The organism is Paenibacillus alginolyticus DSM 5050 = NBRC 15375, from assembly GCF_000422905.1.
Taxonomy (GTDB): Bacteria; Bacillota; Bacilli; order Paenibacillales; family NBRC-103111; genus Paenibacillus_E; species Paenibacillus_E alginolyticus.
The window spans coordinates 94,662-120,007 of record NZ_AUGY01000012.1; the positions used below are offsets into that span (position 1 = coordinate 94,662).

The 25,346-nt window shown below is 46.3% G+C and carries 27 protein-coding genes and 1 pseudogene; 20 read left to right on the top strand and 8 right to left on the bottom strand.

All coding sequences use genetic code 11. The features are described 5' to 3' along the window. The first annotated feature begins 141 nt into the window (after nt 1-141). The 11 genes from G519_RS49985 to G519_RS0106515 all read left to right on the top strand — a co-directional run bounded on the left by G519_RS49985 (nt 142) and on the right by G519_RS0106515 (nt 8,683). Nucleotides 142-288: a hypothetical protein gene (locus tag G519_RS49985; RefSeq protein WP_154669547.1), complete on the top strand. Its 147-nt coding sequence runs from the start codon at nt 142-144 to the stop codon at nt 286-288. 134 nt (nt 289-422) lie between these two features. After that, nucleotides 423-1,361 (top strand): DUF3991 and TOPRIM domain-containing protein, encoded by a 939-nt coding sequence (locus G519_RS0106465; protein WP_029193982.1) that lies wholly within the window; start codon nt 423-425, stop codon nt 1,359-1,361. 83 nt (nt 1,362-1,444) lie between these two features. Further along, the gene (locus G519_RS49990; protein ID WP_154669548.1) at nt 1,445-1,591 is read left to right on the top strand and encodes a hypothetical protein; all 147 of its coding nucleotides are present in this window, start codon (nt 1,445-1,447) and stop codon (nt 1,589-1,591) included. Between the two features lie 310 nt (nt 1,592-1,901). Further along, the gene (locus tag G519_RS0106480) at nt 1,902-2,267 is read left to right on the top strand and encodes a plasmid mobilization protein (protein ID WP_244280036.1); all 366 of its coding nucleotides are present in this window, start codon (nt 1,902-1,904) and stop codon (nt 2,265-2,267) included. A gap of 14 nt (nt 2,268-2,281) precedes the next feature. After that, entirely contained in the window at nt 2,282-3,673 is a 1,392-nt protein-coding gene (locus G519_RS0106485; RefSeq protein WP_029193985.1) for a relaxase/mobilization nuclease domain-containing protein, read from the top strand. Continuing rightward, complete coding sequence (locus G519_RS0106490; protein WP_029193986.1) at nt 3,615-4,574, top strand: PcfB family protein; 960 nt, start codon at nt 3,615-3,617, stop codon at nt 4,572-4,574. Before G519_RS0106485 ends, G519_RS0106490 begins: the two co-directional genes overlap by 59 nt. Next, nucleotides 4,571-5,437: a hypothetical protein gene (locus G519_RS0106495; RefSeq protein ID WP_029193987.1), complete on the top strand. Its 867-nt coding sequence runs from the start codon at nt 4,571-4,573 to the stop codon at nt 5,435-5,437. The genes G519_RS0106490 and G519_RS0106495 overlap by 4 nt, the downstream gene beginning before the upstream one ends. Then, nucleotides 5,394-5,714, top strand: a complete 321-nt coding sequence (locus tag G519_RS52030) for a hypothetical protein (RefSeq protein WP_244280037.1) — start codon at nt 5,394-5,396, stop codon at nt 5,712-5,714. The genes G519_RS0106495 and G519_RS52030 overlap by 44 nt, the downstream gene beginning before the upstream one ends. Continuing rightward, nucleotides 5,701-7,470, top strand: coding sequence for a VirD4-like conjugal transfer protein, CD1115 family (locus tag G519_RS0106505; protein WP_029193989.1), 1,770 nt, complete (start codon nt 5,701-5,703; stop codon nt 7,468-7,470). The genes G519_RS52030 and G519_RS0106505 overlap by 14 nt, the downstream gene beginning before the upstream one ends. Beyond that, nucleotides 7,470-7,775, top strand: coding sequence for a hypothetical protein (locus tag G519_RS0106510; RefSeq protein ID WP_036632213.1), 306 nt, complete (start codon nt 7,470-7,472; stop codon nt 7,773-7,775). The genes G519_RS0106505 and G519_RS0106510 overlap by 1 nt, the downstream gene beginning before the upstream one ends. 68 nt (nt 7,776-7,843) lie before the next feature. After that, nucleotides 7,844-8,683 (top strand): hypothetical protein, encoded by an 840-nt coding sequence (locus G519_RS0106515; protein ID WP_029193991.1) that lies wholly within the window; start codon nt 7,844-7,846, stop codon nt 8,681-8,683. A 21-nt stretch (nt 8,684-8,704) separates the two neighbouring features. Here the strand turns inward: G519_RS0106515 and G519_RS0106520 are convergent, their stop codons facing one another. Next, on the bottom strand, nt 8,705-9,040 hold the full coding sequence (locus G519_RS0106520) for a helix-turn-helix domain-containing protein (protein ID WP_029193992.1): 336 nt from the start codon (nt 9,038-9,040) through the stop codon (nt 8,705-8,707). Nucleotides 9,041-9,204: 164 nt separating this feature from the next. Between G519_RS0106520 and G519_RS0106525 the strand changes: the two genes are divergently transcribed. From G519_RS0106525 to G519_RS0106540, 4 genes are read left to right on the top strand one after another with little or no spacing between them, the layout of a single operon-like run. Continuing rightward, a complete protein-coding gene (locus G519_RS0106525) occupies nt 9,205-9,390 on the top strand; it encodes a hypothetical protein (protein ID WP_029193993.1) in 186 nt (61 codons plus the stop codon). 24 nt (nt 9,391-9,414) lie between these two features. Next, a complete protein-coding gene (locus G519_RS42020; RefSeq protein ID WP_036632216.1) occupies nt 9,415-9,744 on the top strand; it encodes a hypothetical protein in 330 nt (109 codons plus the stop codon). 24 nt (nt 9,745-9,768) lie between these two features. Then, a complete protein-coding gene (locus G519_RS0106535) occupies nt 9,769-10,134 on the top strand; it encodes a PrgI family protein (RefSeq protein WP_029193994.1) in 366 nt (121 codons plus the stop codon). Further along, the gene (locus tag G519_RS0106540) at nt 10,127-12,457 is read left to right on the top strand and encodes a VirB4-like conjugal transfer ATPase, CD1110 family (RefSeq protein WP_029193995.1); all 2,331 of its coding nucleotides are present in this window, start codon (nt 10,127-10,129) and stop codon (nt 12,455-12,457) included. Before G519_RS0106535 ends, G519_RS0106540 begins: the two co-directional genes overlap by 8 nt. A 226-nt stretch (nt 12,458-12,683) precedes the next feature. Here G519_RS0106540 and G519_RS42025 read toward each other — a convergent pair whose 3' ends face one another. The 3 genes from G519_RS42025 to G519_RS47270 all read right to left on the bottom strand — a co-directional run bounded on the left by G519_RS42025 (nt 12,684) and on the right by G519_RS47270 (nt 15,188). Further along, complete coding sequence (locus tag G519_RS42025; protein WP_161632908.1) at nt 12,684-13,379, bottom strand: carbonic anhydrase; 696 nt, start codon at nt 13,377-13,379, stop codon at nt 12,684-12,686. Between the two features lie 132 nt (nt 13,380-13,511). Next, a complete protein-coding gene (locus G519_RS0106550; RefSeq protein ID WP_036632219.1) occupies nt 13,512-14,519 on the bottom strand; it encodes a ketoacyl-ACP synthase III in 1,008 nt (335 codons plus the stop codon). A gap of 33 nt (nt 14,520-14,552) precedes the next feature. After that, nucleotides 14,553-15,188 (bottom strand): hypothetical protein, encoded by a 636-nt coding sequence (locus G519_RS47270; protein WP_051253165.1) that lies wholly within the window; start codon nt 15,186-15,188, stop codon nt 14,553-14,555. A 188-nt stretch (nt 15,189-15,376) separates the two neighbouring features. On the opposite strand from G519_RS47270, the gene G519_RS0106560 reads away from it, so the two are divergent. The 4 genes from G519_RS0106560 to G519_RS0106575 all read left to right on the top strand — a co-directional run bounded on the left by G519_RS0106560 (nt 15,377) and on the right by G519_RS0106575 (nt 18,259). Beyond that, nucleotides 15,377-15,706, top strand: coding sequence for an ArsR/SmtB family transcription factor (locus G519_RS0106560; protein ID WP_029193997.1), 330 nt, complete (start codon nt 15,377-15,379; stop codon nt 15,704-15,706). Between the two features lie 175 nt (nt 15,707-15,881). After that, the gene (locus G519_RS42035) at nt 15,882-17,642 is read left to right on the top strand and encodes a SulP family inorganic anion transporter (RefSeq protein ID WP_036632222.1); all 1,761 of its coding nucleotides are present in this window, start codon (nt 15,882-15,884) and stop codon (nt 17,640-17,642) included. Between the two features lie 48 nt (nt 17,643-17,690). Then, nucleotides 17,691-18,047, top strand: a complete 357-nt coding sequence (locus G519_RS0106570; protein ID WP_029193998.1) for an ArsR/SmtB family transcription factor — start codon at nt 17,691-17,693, stop codon at nt 18,045-18,047. Beyond that, a complete protein-coding gene (locus G519_RS0106575) occupies nt 18,044-18,259 on the top strand; it encodes a hypothetical protein (RefSeq protein ID WP_029193999.1) in 216 nt (71 codons plus the stop codon). Before G519_RS0106570 ends, G519_RS0106575 begins: the two co-directional genes overlap by 4 nt. Nucleotides 18,260-19,490: 1,231 nt before the next feature. On the opposite strand, the pseudogene G519_RS42040 reads toward G519_RS0106575, so the two are convergent. From G519_RS42040 to G519_RS0106600, 3 genes and pseudogenes are all read right to left on the bottom strand, one after another. Then, a pseudogene (locus tag G519_RS42040) lies at nt 19,491-20,288 on the bottom strand (MFS transporter); the annotation flags it as partial. A gap of 27 nt (nt 20,289-20,315) precedes the next feature. Continuing rightward, complete coding sequence (locus G519_RS0106595) at nt 20,316-20,735, bottom strand: universal stress protein (protein ID WP_029194000.1); 420 nt, start codon at nt 20,733-20,735, stop codon at nt 20,316-20,318. An 18-nt stretch (nt 20,736-20,753) separates the two neighbouring features. Further along, entirely contained in the window at nt 20,754-22,220 is a 1,467-nt protein-coding gene (locus tag G519_RS0106600) for a SulP family inorganic anion transporter (protein WP_084160049.1), read from the bottom strand. Nucleotides 22,221-22,389: 169 nt separating this feature from the next. On the opposite strand from G519_RS0106600, the gene G519_RS0106605 reads away from it, so the two are divergent. Then, complete coding sequence (locus tag G519_RS0106605) at nt 22,390-22,932, top strand: recombinase family protein (protein WP_029194002.1); 543 nt, start codon at nt 22,390-22,392, stop codon at nt 22,930-22,932. 170 nt (nt 22,933-23,102) lie between these two features. On the opposite strand, the gene G519_RS0106610 is transcribed toward G519_RS0106605, so the two are convergent. Further along, complete coding sequence (locus G519_RS0106610; RefSeq protein WP_409371992.1) at nt 23,103-24,746, bottom strand: multicopper oxidase family protein; 1,644 nt, start codon at nt 24,744-24,746, stop codon at nt 23,103-23,105. Between the last annotated feature and the right edge of the window lie 600 nt (nt 24,747-25,346).

The following is a 25,346-nucleotide window of genomic DNA, read 5'->3' on the forward strand; positions in this document are numbered from 1 at the left end:
CAGGCGAGAGCCTGTTCGATGAAATGGCTAATCAAGTTATCAAGCGTCTGCGTAGTGATAAAACGTATGCGGCGTTGGCTAGGAGACGCGCAGAAATTCAGTTACAACATCTTTTCGGCAAGTCCATTTTAAGGCTATGAATTGATATTCACAAGCGCCGAGGAGCATCTCGCATGGCTTGAAGTCAAGCGGACGATTGATGAAACGGAACAAATGGAACGTTTGGCGCTTTATGTTCAAGGGCATGCCGACTGCTTTTCTTACCTGATGAAGATTGGCGCGCTCTAGTAGACAGGGAAACGCTGTATAAACGCTGTATTCACGCGTTTTCCTGTTATTTGTTGAGGTAATCTATACGACAATGACGTCTGTTGCTCATGATGCGCACACAGGCTTTTTATTTTTTCGAAAGGAGTGAGGCTATGAGCTACGTCAACAAAGAACAAATCGAACGTGCAAAGCAATTGGACCTGCTCACTTACCTGCAATGCTTCGAGCCTTACGAACTTGTACGGTGCTCGCGCAATGTCTATTCAACTCGAACTCACGACAGCCTTAAAATCTCTAACGGCAAATGGTTCTGGTGGTCGCGAGGGATTGGCGGCCGCTCGGCGCTGGATTATCTCATTAAGGTACGTGGCCTATCGTTTCCCGATGCGGTATTGCAAATTGACGATAATTCACCCGTCTATATATCTTCGGCTGCGCCAATCGTTTCTTCAATTGCTCGGCTGGAGCTTCCCGAACCGTATGAGACTTCAAATCGTGTCATTGCTTATCTTTGCAAGCGCGGCATTTCCCGCGACGTAATCGACTTTTGTCTCGACTCAGGACGACTGTACGAAAGCAGAATGTACCATAACGCGGTCTTTGTGGGATTCGATTTGACAGGCGCTCCGCGTTATGCGGCGATTCGCGGGACAACTAAAGCTCGCTACATGGGTGAAGCGCCAGGAAGCGATAAACGGTATTCGTTTGCTATACCAGCCGATGACTACGGCTCCGAGTTGCATTTGTTTGAAAGCGCAATTGACCTATTATCGTACTGCACCCTTGCTGCAATCTCCGGGAAGGACTGGCGACAATCGCATCAATTGTCGTTGGCCGGGATATATAGCCCTAAAGAAAAAAAGGATGGAGGCATTGCACCGGCTGCACTCACCAACTATTTGCAAAGCTATCCGGAAGTGGAGCGCATGGTGCTTCATTTGGACAACGACGAACCTGGCCGTTCTGCGACAGCAGCGATTCAGAAATTACTCAGCCAAACTTACGAGATTTCAGATGAACCGCCAATCAGGAAAGACGTTAACGACGACCTGAGGATTTATCGTAAACAGTGCGAGGAGCCAACTCGTTAGCACCGCTCGGTACAATGGTATTCAGAGCAGTGTCGGGCGAAAATAGAGGTGGCTTCAAAATTCTGATTCCAAGGAGGTAGGGCATGAGCGAACAGGACAATAATGAGCTGGCTGAGGAGATTGAAAAAGCACTTTTGGAGGCAGAGGAAGAAGCGCGAAACGATCCGACACGTTTAGACCATCAAACGGTGATGACCAATCTACGCCGGGCAATAGGCAAGGAACGTTGATGGAAGCCAAACACGATAACGTTTCACACGAAGACGCTGAGCGATCAGCGTCTTTCGTCTTTTCGATACCCTTCCCCTTTTTTCCGGCAGGTGCCTTTCAGGGCGACGCGAGACGAATGTCTCGTGTTGCAGCAAGCACTGAATTTGGTCTCCCAAATTCGCTTGTTAGGGGCAAGCCCCTAATACCCCTACCTCCAACAACACGCTGTTTTATCAAGAATATAGGTTCCAACAAAGATCGGTATTTTTTAGAACGCCAGAAACTATTTAGCGTTTCATTCGGCTATTTCCTTTGAAGAGGGAAGTGAACATGATGAGAAGACGAGCGATTCGCATTCAGGTATGGGTGAACAACGATGAAAACACAAGACTCCAAGCGAGCGCGAAAAAATCGGGACTTTCACAGGAGGGTTATATTCGATCTCTCATTAATGGCTATGTTCCGAAGGCGATGCCGCCAAAAGACTATTTCACGATGATGCGTGAACTGCACGCTATCGGCAATAACCTTAACCAATTGGCCGCGAAGGCGCATGTGACCGGACATCTGGATCGTGGAGCTTTTCAGCAGGAGGCTGATCACTTGCGCCGCGCTGTCCAGCAGATTCAACAGGCCGTGACAGCACCGGAACCGAGAACCGTACCACAAGGAAATCCTAACGTACATCCGCCGTAAAGGGGACAGCACATATGGCGACAACCGCAATATGGGACGTTACCGACCGCCTCAAGCGTGTGTTGGATTACGCCACCAATCCCGATAAGACCGATCAAGCGCGTGTAGCGCATGATGATTTACAGCAGGTGCTCGCTTATACCAGCGCGGATGCCAAAACGGAAAAACAGCTTTACGTCAGCGGGATCAACTGCGATCCGCTGACCGCCTACGAGCAAATGCAGCGAACCAAACGACAATTTCAAAAGACCGATGGCATTGTGGCTTTTCATGGGTATCAGGCGTTTGCACCGGGCGAAACGACGCCGGAAATGGCACATGCCGTTGGCGTCAAGCTGGCGCGGGAGCTATGGGGGGAGCGCTTTGAAGTCGTTGTATCGACCCATTTGGACAAGGAGCACTTGCACAATCATTTTGTACTGAATGCGGTGTCGTTCCTGGACGGTAAACGCTATTACGATAACAAAGCCTCTTACGCGCTGATGCGGCAAACCTCCGATCGACTTTGCCGGGAGCATGCCTTATCGGTCATCGAGCAGCCGGAACCGGGTAAGGCCAAGCATTACGGCGAGTGGCGAGCGGAACAGGAAAGCAAGCCGACTTGGCGCGGCTTGATTCGCGAGGATATCGACGCCGCTATCGCCACTGCTATGACGATGACGCAATTCTTCGCGATCCTTCAGAAGCAGGGCTATGAAATGAAGTCGAACGTCAAGCATTTAGCGATACGCCCGCCGGGCAAAGAGCGGTTTGTTCGATTGCGCAGTCTTGGCGACGCATACACGGAGCATGCGATAAAAGAGCGTATTCTGCAAAACCAGTTACCGCAGCGTCAGCCACCGGTGCCGTTGCCGCGGCGCAGGCGAGCCGTCATCGTTCGCGGCACCCTGCACATCGGACGTAGATTTAGCGGCCTGCAAGCCTTGTATATGCGTTACTTATTCAAGATGGGGCTTCTGCCCCATTCCCGCGCGTCCCGTAAACGGACGTCTTTTTTATTGCGCGAAGACTTGCGACATTTGACGGCGATCACGGAGCAAACCAAGCTGCTATGCCGTCATCGTATTTCCAGTACGGATCAATTGACGGGTTATCTTGATGGGTTGCAGGCAGAGTTGAAACAAGGATACAGCTTCCGCAAAATGCTGTACAACCGACTTCGCCGCTGTCAACTTCCCGAGCAAATCGAATCGTACAAGTCGCAAATTGCTGAGCTTTCCCGTCAGCTCGCGAAGCTCCGAAAGGAGGTGAGGCTTTGTACTGGCATTCTTGCCCGATCCAGCGATATAGCAAACAAGCTGCAACGTAACGAGGAAGACCAATCGACACGAAGGGAGGCCAATGTCCATGAGCAGCGGAACCGAGGCGGCCGATCAGGTCGTCAGCATGAGTCTTCGTGGCATTGAGGTCATGGCGAAAATTTCCGGTGAAGGCGCGAAGCATCTGGCCGTTTATTTGTTCGCCGCCCTGCAAGGGCAAAAACGAACAAGAGGCCGCATTCGTCTGGAAAGCTTGCTGCGCAGCGGCAAGGAACTGAAGGTGTTTGCAGTACGAAATGAAGACTTGCCGACTTTTTGCAAAGAAGCGAAGCGGTATGGTGTCCTCTATTGTGCGCTGCGTGACAAGAAAAATGTGGACGGGCTTTGCGACGTCATGGTGCGGGCCGAGGATGCGTCCAAGATCAACCGAATCGTTGAACGCTTCAAGCTGGCGACCGTAGATACGGCCAGCATCAAGCAGGAGATTGTGAAGTCCCGCAGCGGGAAGCAGTCGGACGAGCGTAAAGGAGCGGCGCAAGAACTGGAGCAAGTCTTGGCAGCGCCCGAAGGCGGGACCAGCGAGCCTCCGGCATCAAACGAGGGGGCAGTGAGCGAAGATTTTTTGGACGATCTGTTGGGAAAGCCCGAGCCGGCGGCGGAGGTTCAGCCGGTAAACGAGCAGCAGGGAACCGATCATCCGGCGGCCGAGGAGTGGGAGGTCGAGCGAACGGAGCCGGAGCGTCCGCTTCCCCTCCTGCCGACAGAGGAGGAGAGGACAATGGAACCATCCTTTCCGTCCGCGCCTACCTCCGAGCGCAGCGCGGCATACGAAAAGGTTACGATTGACCCTGAAAAGCCGAAGGAAAAAGTGTCCGTCCGCCAATTGCTGCGTGAAATTCGGGAGGTAAACCGGGCGGCAGAGACCAGACGGCGGCAGCAGGTGCAGGAACCATCGTTGCCTAAGCGCAGAGATCGCGGGAAGTCGGCGTCCGGCAGTAAAGCGTCCGTTCCGATAACCGGGGGTCGAAAGCGAGGGAAATCGAAATGAGCGAACTGGACGAGTTATTCCAGCCCCAAGTCACGACGACCTCCGGTCAGCGTGAGCAGCCGTTCGACAAAGAAGAATGGGCGCAAAAAAAGCAAGAACTGCGGCAGTGGACGTATGAGACGATTGACACTGCCACAGCCGCCATTGCTCAAAACGGCGAACAATTTCAGCATTATCTGGACGTACAAAGCCGTTTTGATCTCTACAGCGTCGCGAATGCGCTGCTTATTCTCGCACAGCGCCCGGATGCCACTCGCATTGCTGATTTTGATAGTTGGAAAGAACAAGGCGTCTATATCCGTCGCAAGGAAACCGGCTTCTACATCTTGGAGCCAGGCGAGGAATACAAGCGGGAAGATGGGAGTACCGCAATCAGCTACAACCCCAAGAAGATGTTCGATGTTGCGCAAACAACCGCACCGAAAAAGGAACCGCCGATCTACCCGGATGACCGCACGCGCATTAAGGCGTTGATGGATCGGTCACCTGCTCCGATTACGATTGGAGATGCCTTGCCTGCGGAAGTTCATACGCTTTATCAGCCGGATACGCGAAACATCGTGATACGTCGCGGACTGGGGGCCGGTGACATTTTTCGGGCGCTCGCACAGGAGCTGGCGCATGCGGAGATTGATCGCGGCCATAACAACTACAGCCGCTCACATTACAATTTCCAAGCTTACTGCGCTGCGTATATGCTTTGCAAAAAGTTCGGCATCGAGACGGCTTCTTTCCGCTTCGGCCGGGTTCATGAACGGCTTAAGGAGTTGGAGCCGCAGCAAATTCGCGCCGAGCTGACGGTGATGAAGGATGCGGTACATGACATTTCCCGTCGTATGCACCGTATGCTGGCCCAGCAGTGACAGCAGCAACCGAATCGCAGCGATTCCACCACCCGCTAGTCGTGGCATGAATCTGCTTTTCATTTTTCTGTTGGGAGGAGTGGCGATGAAAGAGGAAGAACGTATCCTGAGAATGGATCATTACGAGCATGGCATTGTCATCAACGCCTTGAATGCGCTCCGCAACGACTTGATCGGCCAGCAGCGGCCGACCGATCCTGTTGACGATTTACTGCTCAAAGCGATTGACGCTCCCTATCAAAAGGTAAAACGCCGGAGTCATCATGCGGCGCGCTGAAACCGCAAGGAGTAATCTTTTACTCTTTGCGGTTTTTTTTATTCCGGTCGTGTGGGCGGCGCTGCTTGCCGCCCCCGCTTTGTCAAAGGGATTACCGGCACTTCTGCTGTATCTCAGCGAGGCGATTAACCATCCCTTCCAGATTCAATGGGTCGAGGATACGCCACGAAGCTTGTTGCTGTTCACGCTCACTTATGGGATTTCGGTCGGCATCTACTTGGCGTCGCCGCGCAACTATCGGCGGCGCGAAGAACACGGCAGCGCACGATGGGGCAAGGCCAGACGCATCAATGCCAAGTACCACTACAAGCAACCGGAACAAAACAAAATTCTGACGCAGCAGGTACGCATCGGCTTGGATGGCCGCAAGCATCGCCGGAACCTGAATGTTCTTGTCGTCGGCGGTTCCGGTTCCGGCAAAACACGGTTTTACGCCAAGCCGAACGTCATGCAGGCGCATACGTCCTTTGTCGTGCTCGATCCTAAGGGCGAAATTTTGCGCGATACCGGGCATCTGCTCAAGTCCGAAGGCTATGTCATCAAGGTGCTGGACCTCATCAATCCGCACCGTTCGCATGGCTACAATCCATTCGCCTATTTGCAAGACGACAAGGATGTTCTCAAGCTGGTCACCAATCTGATCCGCAATACGACACCAAAGGGCAGCAATACCAACGATCCCTTTTGGGAGCGATCCGAGACCGCTTTGCTGGAAGCGCTCGTGCTATACCTGCTATATGAAGCACCGCCCGAGGAGCAAAATTTCCCAATGGTCATGGAAATGATCGCGGCTGCGGAGGTGCGGGAGGAGGACGAAACGTACCAAAGCCCACTCGATGAACTGTTCGAGCGGCTGGCCATGCGCGACCCGGAACACCTTGCCGTCAAGCAGTACAACATTTTCAAGCTGGCGGCGGGCAAGACGGCCAAGTCCATTTTAATTGGCCTCGGCGTTCGGTTGGAGAAGTTCAACTTGCATACGATTGCGGGGATGAGCATGGTCGACGAAATGGAATTGCCCGTTATGGGGGAGAAGAAGACGGCGTTGTTTGCCGTCATTCCCGATAACGACAGCAGCTTCAATTTTATTGTAGGCATGCTGTACACACAGCTTTTTCAATGCCTCATGTATGAAGCGGACTATCAGCATGGCGGACGTCTCCCGATTCATGTTCACTTTGTCATGGACGAGTTCGCCAATGTGGCGCTCCCCGACGAATTTGACAAGTTACTCTCGACGATGCGCAGCCGGGAAATTTCCGTGTCGATCATTTTACAAAATTTAGCGCAGCTCAAGGCGCTGTACAAGGATTCGTGGGAATCCATTGTGGGCAACTGCGATGAGTTTTTGTATTTGGGCGGTAACGAACAGTCCACCCACAAATACGTCTCGGAGCTGCTGGGCAAGGAAACGATAGACACCAATACCTACGGCCAGAGCAAGGGGCGAAACGGTAACTATTCGATCAATTACCAGCAGTCAGGTCGTGAATTACTCACGCCTGATGAAGTGAGGTTGCTGGATAATCGCTATGCTCTGCTCTTTATCCGCGGCGAACGTCCAGTCCAGGACGACAAATATGATTTGTTCAGGCATCCCCATGTCTCGCTGACGACAGATGGCAACGGTCTTCCCTACCAACATGGCGGAACGGAGCACGCTTTGGATTGGCAATCCCTGCTCCTTCATGAAAATGGGGATTACGAGCTGCTGTCGGAGGAAGAAATGGAGTCGCTATTTTTAGGAAGGGAATGATGAGCTTGAAATTCAAAATGAAACGACTGCTGGCCCTGTACGTCATGCTGATCTTAGCGGGAACCGTATTCACCTCTACCGCTTATGCAGAAGGCGATCCGATGACGACAGTCAACAACCTATCCACTTTTATATTCGGTTTAATCCGTGCGATCGGCATGATTATTCTCGGTTTTGGCATTGTTCAAATTGGGTTGTCGCTAAAGTCCCATGACCCTTCTCAGCGCGCAAACGGATTTTTGACACTCGCCGGCGGAGTCATTATTACGTTTACTAAGGAAATCCTTGCCCTGATTGCCGGATGAGCTTGAAGCTTTTGCATAAGAGGGGGCGGACGATTCGTCTGTCCCCTGTTTACGGAAGGGGTGAGAATATGGCAAAAAACAGTTGGGTCATCGACAATCTCGAAAATGCTTTGGATACCTGGAACGAAAAGATGAATGAAATTTGGCATCTTGTTACCCAATCACCAGCGGATTTTAAGGGCGGCGGCGTATGGCGTGTGATTATTGATATTCACGGTGCGTTGCAAGCTACGGGATTGGCACTCCTGGTCTTATTTTTTGTGATTGGCGTTGTGAAGACGACCGGCAGCTTTGCGGAAGTGAAAAGGCCGGAGATGGCCGTCAAGCTGTTTATCCGATTTGTGCTCGCCAAGGCGGTCGTAACCTATGGGCTGGAGTTGATGATGGCTCTCTTTACGATTGTACAGGGGATCATCTCAACGATGATGGGACGCTCCGGGTTCGGAACGTCAGAGGCTATGGCCTTGCCGGATACGGTAGCGCAAGCGATTGAAGACGTTGGCTTCTGGCAAAGCATTCCACTGTGGATCGTCACCATTCTCGGCAGTTTGTTCATTACGGTGCTATCCTTTGTAATGATCCTTTCGGTGTACGGGCGATTTTTTCGTATCTATTTGTATACGGCAATAGCCCCCGTTCCGCTGTCCGCATTTGCGGGGGAGCCAAGCCAAAATATCGGCAAGTCGTTCCTGAAAGGATACGCGGCAGCGTGTCTGGAAGGCGCGATTATTGTACTGGCGTGTATCATTTACTCCGCCTTTGCTACCGCTCCTCCAGCCGTCGATGCTAATGCGGGCGCGGTTACGATGGTGTGGACGTATATCGGGGAACTCATTTTTAATATGCTCGTTCTCGTCGGTACAGTGAAGATGGCAGATCGTATCGTGCGCGAAATGATGGGACTGTAATCACCTTGTGAATGATGGGAGTTATTGGATTGCGGTCAAAAAAAGCTTCAAAAGCGCCAGAGCATCCTTACGCTGCTTCTCTGTGCATTGATTGAGCGCAGCCATTATCAATCCCGTTTCATCGTAAGGTGTGGCGCTCTCCTCTTGACTCAGGAGCAATTCATTAGGAGAAAGCTTGAGCAAATTGCAAATGCTGAACATCGTTTCAATGGACATTCCGGCTTTACCTCGTTCAATATCGGCGCAAAATCTTGGGACCCGTCCAATTCGTTCAGCCAGTTGTTCACGAGAAATTTCCAAAGCCTCTCGTTGCTTCCGAATGCGTTGCCCTACCTTCTTTTTATCGTAACCATTCATCAAGCGTCACCTCTTTACAGGGGTTGAGTTCATAACTCCCATTATGGAGGAGCACACAATTGACATAAATGAGATTAAAACTTACCATTTAAGTAGTCTTTTAACATACAACATGTACCCTTCATTAATGTTGGCTCTCACAATAAAAACGGGAGGAAGGATGAATGAACGAATTGTTAAGTGAGCTGGAAAAGGAGCGGCGAAAGCTGAATTTGCTTGGTGAAGAGTTAATGAAGCAATCCATTTCTTTATCCTGCAATCAAGAGTTCCAGGAGCAAAGTCAAAAGGTCGATCAGTTAGTAGCCCGCTATCATCACATGAAAGCCAAGCGGAAGCAGCAGGTAAGGTAAAAGAATTTTGGGGGGAAGCAGGCAATGGAAATTCCACCGTGGTTTCGAACAGCTATTCAAGGTCGATTGGACTACGTTTCTGCACGAATCGAACATCATTCCGATCTAAAGCGTGTTCGTGCTGAAGAAAAGAAAGCATTTCAAGTCTTGTTTGCTGGTATGGATATGGAGCGAATGCCTGAATTTGATGTTTGGGAGGACAAACACCATTTTAAGCAAGCGATTATGAATGAGTGGTTATTTTTACAAGGGATGAAGGATGGTTTTCAGCTTGCTGTGGAACTAATGAGCAATCCTGTGCCATTTGATGACGACACACTGATCAAACCTGAACGTAACGAGCCTGAGGCGTAGACTGCTCATCCGGGAGGGATAAAAGTGGAAGTGAAAATCAACCGGGAAATCCGGGATTATACGGAAAGCTTGTTCTTCGGACTGTCCTTGCGGCAGTCTTTTTTTTCTGTTCTGGCGGTCGCAGCGGCAATTGGACTGTATTTCGGGCTGCGCAGTCATTTCGGACTGGAAACGCTCAGTTGGATGTGCATATTGGGGGCAGCTCCCTGCGCCGCGCTCGGATTTATCCGCTATCACGGTATGACGGCGGAGCAACTATTGTGGGCGTATGTAAAGTCGGAGTTTCTGATGCCAAGACGGCTTGTGTTCCGGTCAACCAACATGTACTACGAAGCACTGAAAGGAAACCTGCACAAGCGTGAGCAAGAGAGGATGAAGCGTAATGATTAAGACACTCAGGCGCACCATGAAGCAGGACAAGGAACGGACAGTCATTCCCAAAAGCGTACAACAAGCGATCCCGATCCGCGCCATCTGGCCGGACGGGATTTTTGCTGTCGGCAACAAATTCTCGAAGTCGTTCCGTTTCGCGGACATCAACTACGCTGTCGCATCGAGAGAGGACAAGGAGACGATGTTCCTTTCCTACTCCGAATTGCTTAATTCGTTTGACAGCGGCGCGACGACGAAGATTACGATTCACAATCGGCGGCTTAATCAGGCAGACGTAGAACGTTCCATTCTTATTCCGCTCCAGCAAGACGGGCTGGATGTATATCGGCAGGAGTACAACGACATGTTGCTTGGTAAAGCGACGGATGGCAACACAAATGGGACGATTCAAGAGAAATACATCACCATCTCCGTGGTTAAAAAGAACGTGGATGAAGCTCGCCATTACTTCGCGCGGGTCGGCACGGAGTTGACGGCGCATTTCTCTCGTCTCGGCTCGAAATGTACCGAACTTGATGCGACTGACCGCCTGCGCATTCTGCATGACTTCTTCCGGATTGGCGAGGAAGCCGATTTTCGCTTCGACATGCAGGAGATGATGCGCAAGGGACACGATTTCAAAGATTACATTTGCCCTGACACCTTCGAGTTTGCCAAAGACCATTTTCGGATGGGCGAATACTACGGTCGGGTCATCTTTCTGCGTGATTACGCCAGCTACATCAAGGACAGCATGGTAGCCGAACTGTGCGATTTGAACCGCAACTTGCTGCTGTCGCTCGATGTGATCCCGATTCCGACCGATGAAGCTGTTCGCGAAGTGGAGAATCGACTGCTCGGCGTGGAGACGAACATTACGAATTGGCAGCGACGGCAAAACCGGAATAACAACTTTTCCGCCGTCGTTCCTTACGATATGGAGCAGCAGCGCAAGGAGAGCAAGGAATTTCTTAGTGACCTGACCACGCGCGACCAGCGGATGATGTTCGGGCTACTTACGATGGTGCATGTTGCGGACAGCAAAGAACAACTCGATAGCGATACGGAAACGTTGCTTACCACCGCTCGCAAGCATCTGTGCCAGTTTTCCACGCTCTCCTATCAGCAAATGGACGGTTTGAATACAGTGCTGCCGTATGGGCTGCGAAAGGTTCATGCTTTGCGGACACTAACGACTGAAAGTACGGCTGTCTTTATCCCTTTTCGAGCGCAGGAGATCATGCATCCAGACGGCATTTATTACGGGCAAAACGTCATCAGCAAAAATATGATCATCGCCAATCGAAAGCAACTGCTGAATGGAAACAGTTTTATCCTTGGCGTATCCGGTTCCGGTAAAAGCTTCGCCGCGAAACGGGAAATCGTCAACCAGATATTGGCGAGCGATGACGACATTATCCTGATTGACCCGGAGCGGGAGTATTCCGCTCTGGTAAATGCGCTAGGTGGCGAGACGATTCACATATCTGCTACTTCGTCGAACCATATCAATGCGATGGATATGAACCGGGATTATGGCGACGGAGCCAATCCGATCATTCTAAAATCGGAATTCGTCCTGTCGTTGTGCGAGCAGTTGATCGGAGGACATCAGCTTGGAGCCAAGGAGAAGTCGCTCATCGATCGCTGTACCGCCGCTGTGTACCGCAAGTATTTGCGGAGCAACTATAAGGGGCAGCCGCCGACATTGCAGGATTTTCGCGCGGAGCTACTCAAGCAAGCAGAACAGGAGGCGCAGGACATCGCGCTGGCCATTGAATTATTTACTTCCGGCAGTCTGAATACGTTCGCCCAATCGACCAACGTCAACGTCCACAATCGGCTCATTTGCTACGATATTCTCGACTTGGGCAAGCAGCTTCTTCCCATCGGCATGCTGGTCGTACTCGACAACATCTTGAATCGGATTACGCAAAATCGCGCCAGAGGCAAGAATACGTTTATCTTTATTGATGAAATCTACCTTCTGTTCCAGCACGAATATAGCGCCAACTTTCTTTTCACGCTCTGGAAGCGTGTCCGAAAGTATGGCGCTTTTTGCACAGGGATTACGCAAAATGTGGACGATCTGCTGCAAAGCCATACAGCCCGCACCATGCTTGCAAACAGTGAATTCATCGTCATGCTAAATCAGGCCAGCACCGACCGGATGGAGCTCGCCGAGTTGCTCAACATTTCGGACCTGCAACTGTCCTACATTACGAATGTTGACGCCGGGAATGGTCTGATGAAGGTCGGCAGCTCCCTCGTACCGTTTACCGACAAGTTCCCGCGACACACGAAACTATACGGTCTGATGACGACGAAGCCTGGGGAATAGCGACTTGAAACAAGAGGCTGTCAAGGCTGAAGTAAATACTTCTTAATCTTGACAGCCTTACGCTTAGCGTATTTGAATAAAACATAATTTAAATTAATGTCTCTACTTTATATGCCAGTCATCTTTTTGTAAAAGCTATGTCAAAACTTGTGTCACCATATAAGAAATTGTTCACCATTTCTAAAACACACTTATTTGATGAATAGGTAACAAAACTTACAAAACTTTATTTAATCCAAGTCACCTTCCCTGACTCCAAATGGTACTCGCCACCGATTATTTTTAAATCGCCATTCACCAACTTCTCGTTTAGTGCCGAATGTTCATGTAGTTCATCCTCAACCATTTTGACATTTTCAATTACAGCCCTGTCAATGATGTCTGTTTCGGTTATGCCAGCGGATATCGCCTTTTCAGCCGCCGGTTCAATCTTATTGACAATGGATTGTAAATAAGCTGGATGCTTCCTTCTTTGTAAGGCTTCAATAACCGCGCCGCAGTTCTCATGCCCTAAAACCAACACTAGTGGAACGTGTAAATGATCCACAGCATATTGAACACTACCTATGACATCATCATTCACGATATTTCCTGCAACGCGAATCACAAATAGATCTCCCAGAGATTGATCAAACACAATCTCAGGTGCTATTCGTGAATCGGAGCAGCTAATGACGACAGCGACTGGTTTTTGTTCGGAGATAAGCTGCTTCCGATTTTTAATCACATGTTTTTCTGCTAAATGCCCCGTAACAAATCGTTGGTTTCCTTCTTCCAAATGACGAATCGATTGTGCAGGATTCATTTCCTGCTTTATCTTTACGCTGAAAGCAGGCTGGTTCAATGATCGACATCCTGTGTTGGACAGCAAACACACCCATACGACCAAACATAGCAGGTTGCGGGACTTCTTAAATGACACAACAATGGCCTCCAATAAATATTTGAACATTTGAATATCTAACTTATTTGTTCCCTCCGTCCACATGATTTATTCCCACTAAAAACAAAGAGGCACCTTCAATGAGGTGCCGCGGCTATATATAATCGTTATTTATAATGGGAGAGGTTCGTTAACGACAGGATCAAGTTGTAACCTTACGAGGACTCCCGCATGCACAAGTCCAGCCCCAAACCCATAAAGTAAGGCTTGATCTCCCGCACGGATTTTCCCATTCCGAATCCCTAAATCGAGGGAAAGGGGGATCGTTGAGGACGATGTATTACCGAAGTGAGTTAGACTATGTAACGTACGTTCTAAAGGGAACTCCAGTTTCTCACAAAGCGGCTCAATCAGTCGCATATTTGCGCTATGGGGAATAAACCAGTCCACATCATTTATAGTCTGATTGCTTTTGTTCATCAATTGATGAATCGAATCGGGAATGGTTCGCATCACCCAACGGAATACTTCCCTTCCGTTTTGGACAATACAATTGTTGTCGCATAACTCCTGCTCGCCGAGTCTATTGGCAAGCCCTGTCCGATAAATATGGACTCCCCCTTTGCCATCGGAGCCAACATGATGACTGACGAATCCCTCAAACTGGTCATCTCTTTCCACCAAAACGGCACCTGCGGCATCGCCAAATAAGACGCAGGTTGTACGATCCGAATAATCTGTAATTTTGGATAGCGTTTCACCGGCAATGACCAGAACCTTCCTATGCAGTCCAGCAGCAATCAAGCCATGAGCCATGATGAGTCCATAAGAAAATCCAGCACAAGCGGCACTAATATCAATCGCACCAGCGTTTTGAATATGAAAATGGGCTTGAATTAAGCAGGATACTGTTGGGAAAGGAAAATCAGGTGTAGTGGTACAGACAATAATAAAATCCACATCCTCGATCGTTTTGTTATACCGAAAGATGAGATTTCTGATCGCGTTTATACAGAGATCACTGGTAAATTCGTCTCGCTCAGCAATTCGTCGTTCATGAATACCTGTCCGTTGCACGATCCATTCATGACTGGTATCCACCATGTTTTCCAAATCATCATTTGTTAGTTTTCGTTGGGGTACATACGTTCCAATGGCTGTAATACGCGAATGAAACATCAATAATCCCACCCTTCATTCTTATTGAAATCGCTATGAAATCGGAAATTTTTGCCGATATTCATGCAGTTCTTTTTGAAAACGATGAAAAGGACTGGATAACATTATTATATTCCGTTTTATTTTGGTTTTCTTTTTCCGATTATGCTGATAATCATGGAGTTGATCAATCTGTTTATCGATTTTCTCGCGTAGGGTTAGGATAAACCCGATGGCAATGTGAGATTTAGCCAACTCATGAAGATCGGTAGCAAGAGCCTCACTCAAATTGCTAAGATCCGGAAGGTGTAACGACTTTGTCACATAAAAGACCTCCGGCGTAAAATCCTCACGGTAATCTTGTCCCGGGACTTGCTCCCAAAAGTCATTCCATTCGCGTAGTAGGCTGGTTTCAAACAAAAAGAACTTTAAAAAACCACATAACCATGCCGTACAACTTGTATTTCGTTTTTGGCATCCAATACCTTTGACAAGATGGCGACACCCTTGACAACAAGAACCTCCATTGACGATACAAACGTTACAAATGGAATTGGACCCGATCTCATGTAACGCATGAATTCCCATTGTTATGACGGTTTGTCTGCTTACTTGCATAAAAGGTGAAGTCAATTCGTGAGAGGATGACGAATCTTGACGTGATGAGTCCTTACTTGTAGAGCCCGGCATTCGCACCTACTCCTTATGTTCTTTTGTAAAATCAAATAATCAGATATTTGAATATAATGGGTATTATACAGGAGTTGAAACCAAATCACAATCCATGCTCCAGAGCCTTCTTTCCAGAATGTTTTTGGTTGAAGTTGTGTTATGATATTCATATATTCAAAAGTATAACGATTATGGAGGCGTTAGCCATGAATCAAAATATTCAACAGTTTAAAGCCGACTTTTTTAAAGCGCTGGCGCATCCCATGCGGATTCGAATCCTGGAGGTTCTGAGTGAAGGAGATAAAAACGTAAATGAGCTACAGAATATTTTAGGCTCAGAAGGTTCAGCCGTTTCTCAGCAGTTGGCGGTATTGCGAAATAAAAATGTGGTGACGGGCTTAAAAGATGGCACTTCGGTCATTTATTCGTTACGTGACCCGCTGATAAAAGACCTGCTCGCAGTTACAAAACAGATCTTTGATAATCATCTCGTGGATGCCATTTCATTACTTGAGGTCATCCGAAGTGAATCTTAAACAGAAAAACAAGGGTATCCATGAGCAACATCAAGGATCACCTTGTTTTTTCGTTTTGCAGTCGGGAACATGCGGAGCGACGCTAGATTTTTACGATTGACATTGTTCATTGACAGGAGTAACATCTCACATATATTCAAATAATCAAATATATGAAGAAGAGAAGGTAGTTCAGATGAAATGGACAGAAAGATTTGAAGGATACCATGCATCCGCGTTCCGTAAGGATCTCATTTCAGGACTCATTGTTGGTATTATCGCCATTCCATTAGGGATGGCGTTTGCTATTGCGGCTGGTGTAAAACCGGAATATGGCATTTATACAACCATCGTTGCCGGTATCTGTATTTCCTTGTTCGGAGGTTCTAAATTTCAAATTGGCGGCCCGACCGGTGCATTTATTCCGATCCTTTTCGCGATCGTCATGGAATACGGATACGAAAATTTATTGCTTGCGGGATTTTTGGCGGGAATTATTCTTGTTCTCATGGGCCTATTTAAACTCGGTGCGTTGATTAAGTTTATTCCTCGTCCTGTAACCATCGGATTTACTGCCGGAATTGCCGTCATCATCTTCAGCGGACAGATTGCCAACTTTTTAGGTTTGAGCGGTATCGAGAAACATGAGAATTTTCTACCCAATATGAAGGAAATTGTGATGCATCTCACAACTACGAATCTCTACAGTGTTATCACAGCGGTCGTCTGTTTGGCAGTTATCCTCCTAACACCGAAATTTTTACCGAAGGTCCCTGGTTCCTTGGTAGGACTTGTCGTATCCACTGTAGTGGCGACCGTATTCTTTAAAGGGGAAGTAGCAACAATTGGATCGTCATTTGGAGCTATTCCAAGCACACTGCCCCATCTTCATTTTCCTGATCTAACCTGGGATCGCATTGAAAACTTGATTCGCCCCGCCTTTATTATTGCCATGTTGGGCGGCATCGAATCATTATTATCGGCGGTTGTTGCCGACGGCATGACAGGCAGTCGTCATAACAGCAATCGTGAACTGATTGGGCAAGGTGTCGCCAATATGGTAACCCCTCTTTTTGGAGGCATACCAGCAACAGGAGCCATTGCACGAACAGCAACCAATATCAAAAACGGGGCGGTCTCACCTCTGTCGGGGATTATACATGGCATTGTTGTATTACTGGTGCTCATTTTGTTTGCACCTTACGCATCGGAAATTCCACTTGCTAGTATGGCACCGATTCTGATGTTAGTTGCTTGGAACATGAGCGAACGAAAAGAATTCGCTCACGTCTTAAAAACCAAAACGAGCGATTCCGTTGTCCTTCTCATTACCTTTTTGCTTACGGTCTTTACAAATTTAACGACTGCCGTTGAAGTCGGACTAATCTTGGCCGTAATTCTGTTTGTGAAACGCATGAGTGACGGTTTACTGGTTTCCAAGGTATTGCCTGACCCAACAGCTAAACATGAGAAAGTGAAAGCCCATATGGTAACCGAAGGCCACGATTGTCCACAAATCGAGATCTATACCATCGAAGGCCCTCTCTTTTTCGGCGCCGCTAACATGTTTGAAAAGTCCATCATGGATACGATTCATCAGAGGCCGAAAGTTTTACTGCTCCGCATGGGAAAAGTACCCTTTATGGATACGACAGGTGAATCGAATCTAGCCAGTTTGGTGAAACACTTCGAGAAATTTGGCGGGCTCATTCTTGTATCCGGAATTCAATCTCAGCCTTTGGAAGTATTGAAGAGAACAGGGTTATATACGCTGATTGGGGCTGAACATTTTTTTGGACATACCGGTGAGGCACTTAACTACGCGCTATTGCAACTGGATTTGAACAAATGTTTGGGTTGTAAACATTTCGCTTTCCGTGAATGCGCGGCGTTATCAAACAAGGAGTCCCAAAAAGAAGTGATATCTAGCTTAAAGCCAGATCCAGCAAGGACATAGCCTATTCCCAATCGGAATCGCCCCAAAGACGAAATGAGGTGAATGGGTATGCAACTTGCACTTCAGCAATACAGAGTAAATGTTTTTAAGGTCATGGCTCATCCGCTGCGATTGCAGATTTTGGAGTTACTTTGTGAAGGACCGAAAGGTGTCAATGAGCTTCAATCGCGTTTACAAAGTCAAGGTTCAACGGTTTCCCAACATTTGGGTGTTTTAAAAGCGAAGCATCTCGTAATAGGAATGAAGGCTGGAACTCGCGTCGTCTATTCCGTGCAAGATCCTCTTTTATGTGATCTGCTTTTCATGACCAAAAACATGTTTAACAACCAACTCATGAGCGTGATTGACATACTCGATACTGGAACTCATGAACAGCAAGGGTCAGATAGGAAGTGTAAGGAATGAGTCAAATTCATATTCAGCAAAAGGGAGAGGGGTTCTCGATCATTTATTTGAAGCAACCGACCGGCAATCGTCAAGTATTTGGATCCTGTACGGGTTATTGCGAGAGCGTCGTATTGGCTTTGGAAAAGGCGAGACAATTACACATTCCAGAACAAAACATTTTATATCAGGGGAGAAAAATTGGTTTTTTTGCATATAGAGATCCTCTTTAAGAAGGAGCTGCTGGATATGGTTTCCCGTTCGTTTCAACTACAGGATTATATGGAAGGTTCGACTTTGCTTGAAAACAACCTTTCGTCTGTCATTTGGAAAAAACGGTAACGGTTTTCGCTAAACAACTTAAGCGTGAGGAGAAGACAATGAACGATTTATAAAATAAAGTTTTTGTTTGACTTGTCAGAAGGTCACGTGTATTTCGAAGGCTATTCATATTCTTTCGACAAGAACGGTTTCTGGACAATATCAAAAATCAAAAGGTTGCCATGATTGTCGGGCGGATAATAAAAAAGTGTTCCAACAATCGTATCCTTTATTTAAGCAAACAAGGTTGTGATGTCCTTTTGATCTTCAACTTTATTATTACCGTTATTGCACTGGGAATTATAGTGTATTTATTTATCAAGTCGCAGTCAAACCGATGGTATTAATCTGGAGGTGTCAGTATGTTGCTTGTTTATATCGCGGTTTTTGGAGTAGCCGCCTTTATTATATGGATTACCATCTGGGCAACTAGTAAAGCGTATTCTAAAAAATGGGATCGACCAGATGAATAGTTAGCTATTCATGTGAAGGATGTAATGTAAGCGGTTGGGTGTGATTGCCTTTTCCAGTAACATAAGGAGAGTTCGAATGATTACCCTGAGAAAAGTGGTGGGACGCTGACCTTCGAATCATTTATTCAATTTAGAGAGGAGGTCGATTTTGAGCTCCAATGGATTTGGAATTTTGATGGTTAGTGTCGTTTATTTTGGTTTAATCATCTGTTCTTTTGTTATCTTAAAGACAAACAAGACTCATTCTAAGAAGCGAAAAGAAGAGGAACATTCCGATAAATGAAAGTTTTGTATCTAATTATGAACTCCGATCGCGCGATTTACGAATTATGCGTATTGCGTTCACTTAAACAACAGGTAGTTGAGTTTGGTTCGGGTTCCACCGTCCGGGCAACTTTATCTCACGTAAGGAAAGCGCCGATACAATGTTGACACTTGCATAGGCATAACCCCGTGAATATTTTCTTTAAGTTCCGAATCTGTTTTTTGGTATTAGAACTTAGAGTTCTATTTTAATTTTACCGGTAAATAATAAGGGAAATTAAGCATTAATTGAACACCATTGTTCCGATGCTGACCATATTAGGAACCAACGATTACGTCTTACATTAAATAGATGTAAACAAAGTGGAAGCCCTTATTTAACAAGCGATTCCACTTTTGGAGTTTAGATAACTGACACTTCGCCAAATAAGGCCGCCCAACCAAGGAAACCGTTAATGTTCATCCAGCGAATCGTTCTATCTTTGACTATGGAAAGGGGAACGAGTGGTGATGCTTGCTTTTTTTCAAAGAAGTAAAAGGCGATAATGAATATTGCGCCAACACTGACATAGAGGATTTGATTGCTGTCAACGACAGTTGCTAGAAGCAACACACTGACTCCAATCGTAAACAAAAGTGCGCCGATATAATCGATACGTGCTTTTTTGGGTGTATACTCCTCTTTATATGGTAATAAAGTGAGCAACGCTAGAATGCAAATCGGGATATTTATAAAGAAAATCCATCTCCATGTCATATACTCCACGAAAAATGCGCCTAACAACGGTGCGATGACTGCTGACAGTCCCCACATTGATGTCCCCAATGCTTGAATTTTTCCGCGCTTTTCAATGGAAAATAGATCGCCTGCAATAATAGCTGGAAAAGGCATCATGAAGCCTGCACCGACACCTTGAATTCCTCGGAAAATAACAAGCTGTACCATGGTTTGCGACACACCGCACAGTATAGAACCGATTAAAAATAAAATAATTCCAAAAGCAAAGACTCGTTTCCGGCCGAACAAGTCTGATAATCGACCTGCGACCGGAGCGAGCACGGTGGTTGCGATCATATAAGAGGCAAACGGCCAAGCAAAAAATTCAAACCCGCCAAGACTCTTTGCTATGATTGGCATTGTTGTATTCATAATCGTGGTATCCATTGATGCTACAAATAGGGCGAGTACAATACTTATCAATATTACTCCCTCCCAATATCTTGGGACCAATTATTTTACAACAATAACTGGACACTGTACTCTCTTAACCACTTTATGACTTACGCTGCCCAAGACAAATTCCTGTAAGGCATTTAGCCCGCGGCTTCCTATAATGACCAAGTCCACCTTTTCATTGTTTGCATATTCTACAATAGCTGGACCAGGATCACCGGTAATAATCTTTGTTTCATGATTGACATTTTTAGAGGAAAGTTGCTCTACAATAGGGAGCAACTTTTGATGTCGTTTCAACTCTATTTCCTCATGATTTTGAGAATGCAAGACTTCACTTTTAATTTTGGATAAGTCTGCTACAAATAAGATTTCAACGGTGGAATCTGGAATCAAGGATGCAATTTTCGCTGCCTCCTGGGCTGCCCGAATCGAGTTTTTTGACCCATCAGCAGCGAGTAAAATACGTTGATACACATTCATCTCTCCCCTTCATTAGTGTGCTTTTAATTGAGCATTTGCATCTTGGTATACGGCTAACTTATCTATAATTTTTTTACTAGATGCATTTAGTCCTTTAATCGTGACATGATTATTGTTTTCACGATATTTGATGACTACTTTATCTACTGCGCCTACGCCAGAGTCGTCCCAAATGTGTGCATGAGAGAAATCAATAACAATATTTATATCATCAGCGATATTAAAGTCAAAGGCTTGTATGAAGCCTTCCACAGAGGCAAAGAACAATTGACCCGTTACATCAAATACGATTTCTTTGCTGCTCTGTCGTCTTCTAACCTCTAGTTTTGAAATCTTGGCCACAAAGAAGATAGCGCTAAGAATAACACCGGCTATAACGCCTTTGGAAAGATCATGCGTTGCAACAACAATAATTACGGTAGTCAACATGACAATGGCATCTGTTTTTGGAGCTTTTCGCAAATATGAGAATGAGGACCAATCAAACGTACCAGTCGAAACCATGATCATAATTCCTACTAGTACAGGCATTGGAATTTGTATAACTAACCCACCTAATACAAGTATCAGGAATATGAGGAACAGACCAGCAACCAAAGTAGATAATCGACCGCGTCCTCCTGATTTTACATTGATTACGGACTGTCCGATCATAGCACAACCTGCCATTCCACCAAAAAAACCAGTAACTATATTCGCAATTCCTTGTCCTCTGGATTCTCTGTTTTTATTGCTTTCGGTCCCAGTCATATCATCGACAATAGATGATGTCAGCAACGATTCTAATAGTCCGACAATGGCTAAAGCTATTGAGTAAGGAAAGATGATTTGTAACGTTTCAAAGTTAAACGGAATGTCTGGAATAAAGAAAGAAGGCAGGGATTGAGTGATTCTCCCCAAATCTCCAACCGTTCTTAAATCTAAATGTCCCCAGATGGCTACTGCTGTAAGGATAATAATGGCAATCAAAGGGGCAGGTATTGCTTTGAAAAATCTAGGCAATACATATACAATAACTAGGGTAATAGCTACAAAAACATAAGTCATAGTCGATATCCCCACAAAATGAGGGACCTGTGCCATAAATATCAGAATGGCCAGCGAGTTAACAAATCCGATCATAACTGCTCTAGGAATAAACTTCATTAATTTTGCAATCTTGAGTACTCCGAAAATAAGCTGTATGATCCCAGTGAGTATAGTAGCGGCCAACAAATATTGTAATCCATATTCTTTTACTAGAGGAACCATCAATAGAGCCATTGCGCCGGTAGCGGCGGAAATCATCCCTGGACGACCGCCAACAAATGCGATTATAACTGCGATACAAAATGATGCATATAAACCAACCATGGGATCGACACCAGCAATAATGGAAAAGGCAATCGCTTCTGGAATGAGAGCCAGGGCGACAACAATACCGGCAAGTATGTCCCCCCTGATGTTGGAAAACCATTCCCTTCTAATTTTTTCAACCACGTTTACTTCCACTCCTTATTTAATTTAATGTGACTTTTAAATCTCATAAAAGTCAGGTTCCGTAGTAGGCAAAGCCATTTTATCATCAAAAGGACCAAAATGGAACCTTTTTGGTCCTTTTTTTGTGTTATGCTTTCATAAAGGCTTTGGCAGTAAGGGGAGCATGGTTATGTTAATTGGTTATTTGAGACCTTATCAAGATGATGTAAATTGTAAAATCCAGTTAGAGATTTTGATGGAACTCGGCTGTGATCGTTTTTTCACTGAGGAGCATTCGTCTCCTAAAAAAAGAGTAATGTTAAAAAAAATGATAAACGAACTGCAACCAGGAGATACAATTGTGGTTGCAAAGTTGTTCTCATTTGCCGATTCTACACGGCACCTTGCCGAGTTATTAAATCAATTAAAGCAAAAACAAGCTTATCTTTATTCCGCTGGCGAAGGCATAGATACTAACCATTCGTCTGGATATTCATTTCATGATAGCGTAAACCATTTATTAAATTTTCAAAGCGATGTCATTAGTGAGAATACTAAAAAAGGATTATATGAGGCGAAACAAAAAGGAATTAGGGCTGGCCGTCCGCGAAAGCCCGATGAGAATGTGAAACGAGCCATTCATATGTATCAAAGTCAAAAGTATAGTCTTGCACAAATAAAGGAAGAGACAGGAATTAGTAAAACTACGCTATATCGCTATTTGGAGAGTTAATCTAAGGCATTCCAATAAGGACTGCTCTTATTTGTATCAGAAAGCATGTTTTTACCGGCGAGTGAGGGAGTATGAGGGAGCAAATGGACGGAACAAGCAATCGCCCATTGCTTCAAAAGACGATGCAGAGAACGGGAATCAGGGGATGGCTTGAAGCCATCCCCTGGCTATTATTCCGGTTTATTCCCTGCATTCGGGTCTGCAACAAAATTTGTCTTATAGTCTGTATACTTCAGCTCCGTTACCATGCCGGCAGAAGCATGATGCAAATCATGACAGTGGAACATCCAGTTGCCTTCATTATCTGCTTCGAATGCGACAACGTATTCTTCGCCCGGCTTCAAATTCAACGTATCCTTTATGATTGGAGATCCTTCAAGCGGTTTCCCGTTCTTGCTTAGCACTTGAAAGAAGTGACCGTGCAGGTGCATCGGATGGTCGTCAGTTTTCGAGTTATTGACAAGGCGAACCTTGACCGTATCTCTTTTTTTGACGTTTATCGGTTCGGTTTCCGGAAACGTTTTTCCATTTATGGTGTAGACCATTTCGCCGTTTTTCATTTCGGTATTCATATTCATCGTGTATTCCAACGTGTACTTCTGATCTAACGTAAAGTTGGCTTTGCCTGCTTGGCCGTAACGGCTCATATCGACAGCTGTCAGCTTCTCTACTTCATTCGCTTTGTCGGAACCGGCGGGAGCTCCTTCATAAGCAATCGTGGCTTTCATCCCTTTAACAGCAGCTTTGTCGCCGTGGTCCTCGATCAACCATTGGCCCGGATTACTGGCGACAAATTCAATATCGTAACGCTCTCCTGGAGCAATACTTACGACATTATCTTTCAGGATACCTGGATTTTTTATAGGTTGTCCGTCGGTAGCAATAACTTTGAATTCATGTCCGTGCAAATGAATTTGATGAGACAGATAGCCCGCATTGATCAAACGGATTCGAACTTTATCTCCTTCCTTAACAGGAAGCTGATCTACCAGCGAACCGGATTTTCCATTTATGGTATACAGATCGTACATGCTCATATCGTGTCCCATATTCATGGAACTATTGTCGGTCTTGGTCGAAGCTTTGTTTTCGTTCCCCATATTCATCGTACTGTGATCCATGCCGGACATGTTCATGCTAGATTTATTGTCTTTGCCATCCGAACTGCCCATATTCATTTTGCTATGATCCATTTCCGACATGTTGCCTCCGGACATATTCATGCCGGACATTTCCCCGGAGCTCATCCATTCATCGAGGACAAGTGTATAATCACGATCAACGTCGGTACCTTCTTTCGGTTCAACGATGAATGCCCCATATAATCCGCGATCCAACTGATTTACACTATCCTGATGCGAGTGGTACCAGTAGGTGCCAGGGACATCTGCTTTAAACTCGTACGTAAACGACTGGCCTGGTTGAACGGCGTTTTGCGTTACGCCTGGAATGCCATCCATGGCGTTCGGTACAGGAACGCCGTGCCAGTGAATGGTGACTGGCTCGGGCAACTGATTTTTAAGATTGACCTTTATCGTATCTCCTTGTTTAACCCGAATTTGCGGTCCAGGAACGGAATTGTTGAACGTCCAAACCGGCAACGCTTTTCCGGGGGCTATTTCCTGATTGCTCTGGGCGGCAATCAAATTAAATTCTTTTCCCGTTAATACAACGGACTTTTCTGATTGTGTATTTGTTGATTCCGGAGTTTCCTTGGTTCCTTCCATATTCATTTTCGAATGATCCATTCCGCTCATTCCACCAATCGAACCTGAACAACCGGCCAATATAACAGATAAAGCTCCGACTGCCATTATACTTTTGAGCCTCCAACCTAGCTTCATAGCTTATTCATTCCTTTCTGTAACTGAACTTCCCATAAATCAATCATAGCCGAAGCCTGTGTAGAACTTTTGAAGAAGGAAGGAGTTCGCAGAGACAGGTTTAGTTCTTTATATATTTTCGTAAACCGACTTTTGAAGGTAGGCATAAGCTGATAAAAATAATAAGCGAGGAGGATTCCTCATGCGCGATATTGATGCACTTTGCCAGGAATTTGCGTAGATTCTTGGGGGGCTTTCGAACGAAAACATGGGGTATGTATGGTCGAAAGAGATCGACCGTATATTAAGATAAACATATTGGGAAGGCCAAGCCATTCCGGACTTGCTCTTCATTCCATGTGGTACTTTGAATTCATGGATTTACAAGGAGACGTCTCCGCCGGTCCGTTAGACCGATCATCCGGGCGGCCTTGAACAGGATTTGCCCCTTCGCAACTTTAAATGGCTTCGCCGACCTTTAAAAATCCGAACGCAATGGTTGTAAGACTGATTACTCCTTCACGCGCCGGGAAAATGTTATCTTCCTAATTCCGAACATTGATTATTAATTTACTGCAACACCAGCGAGGT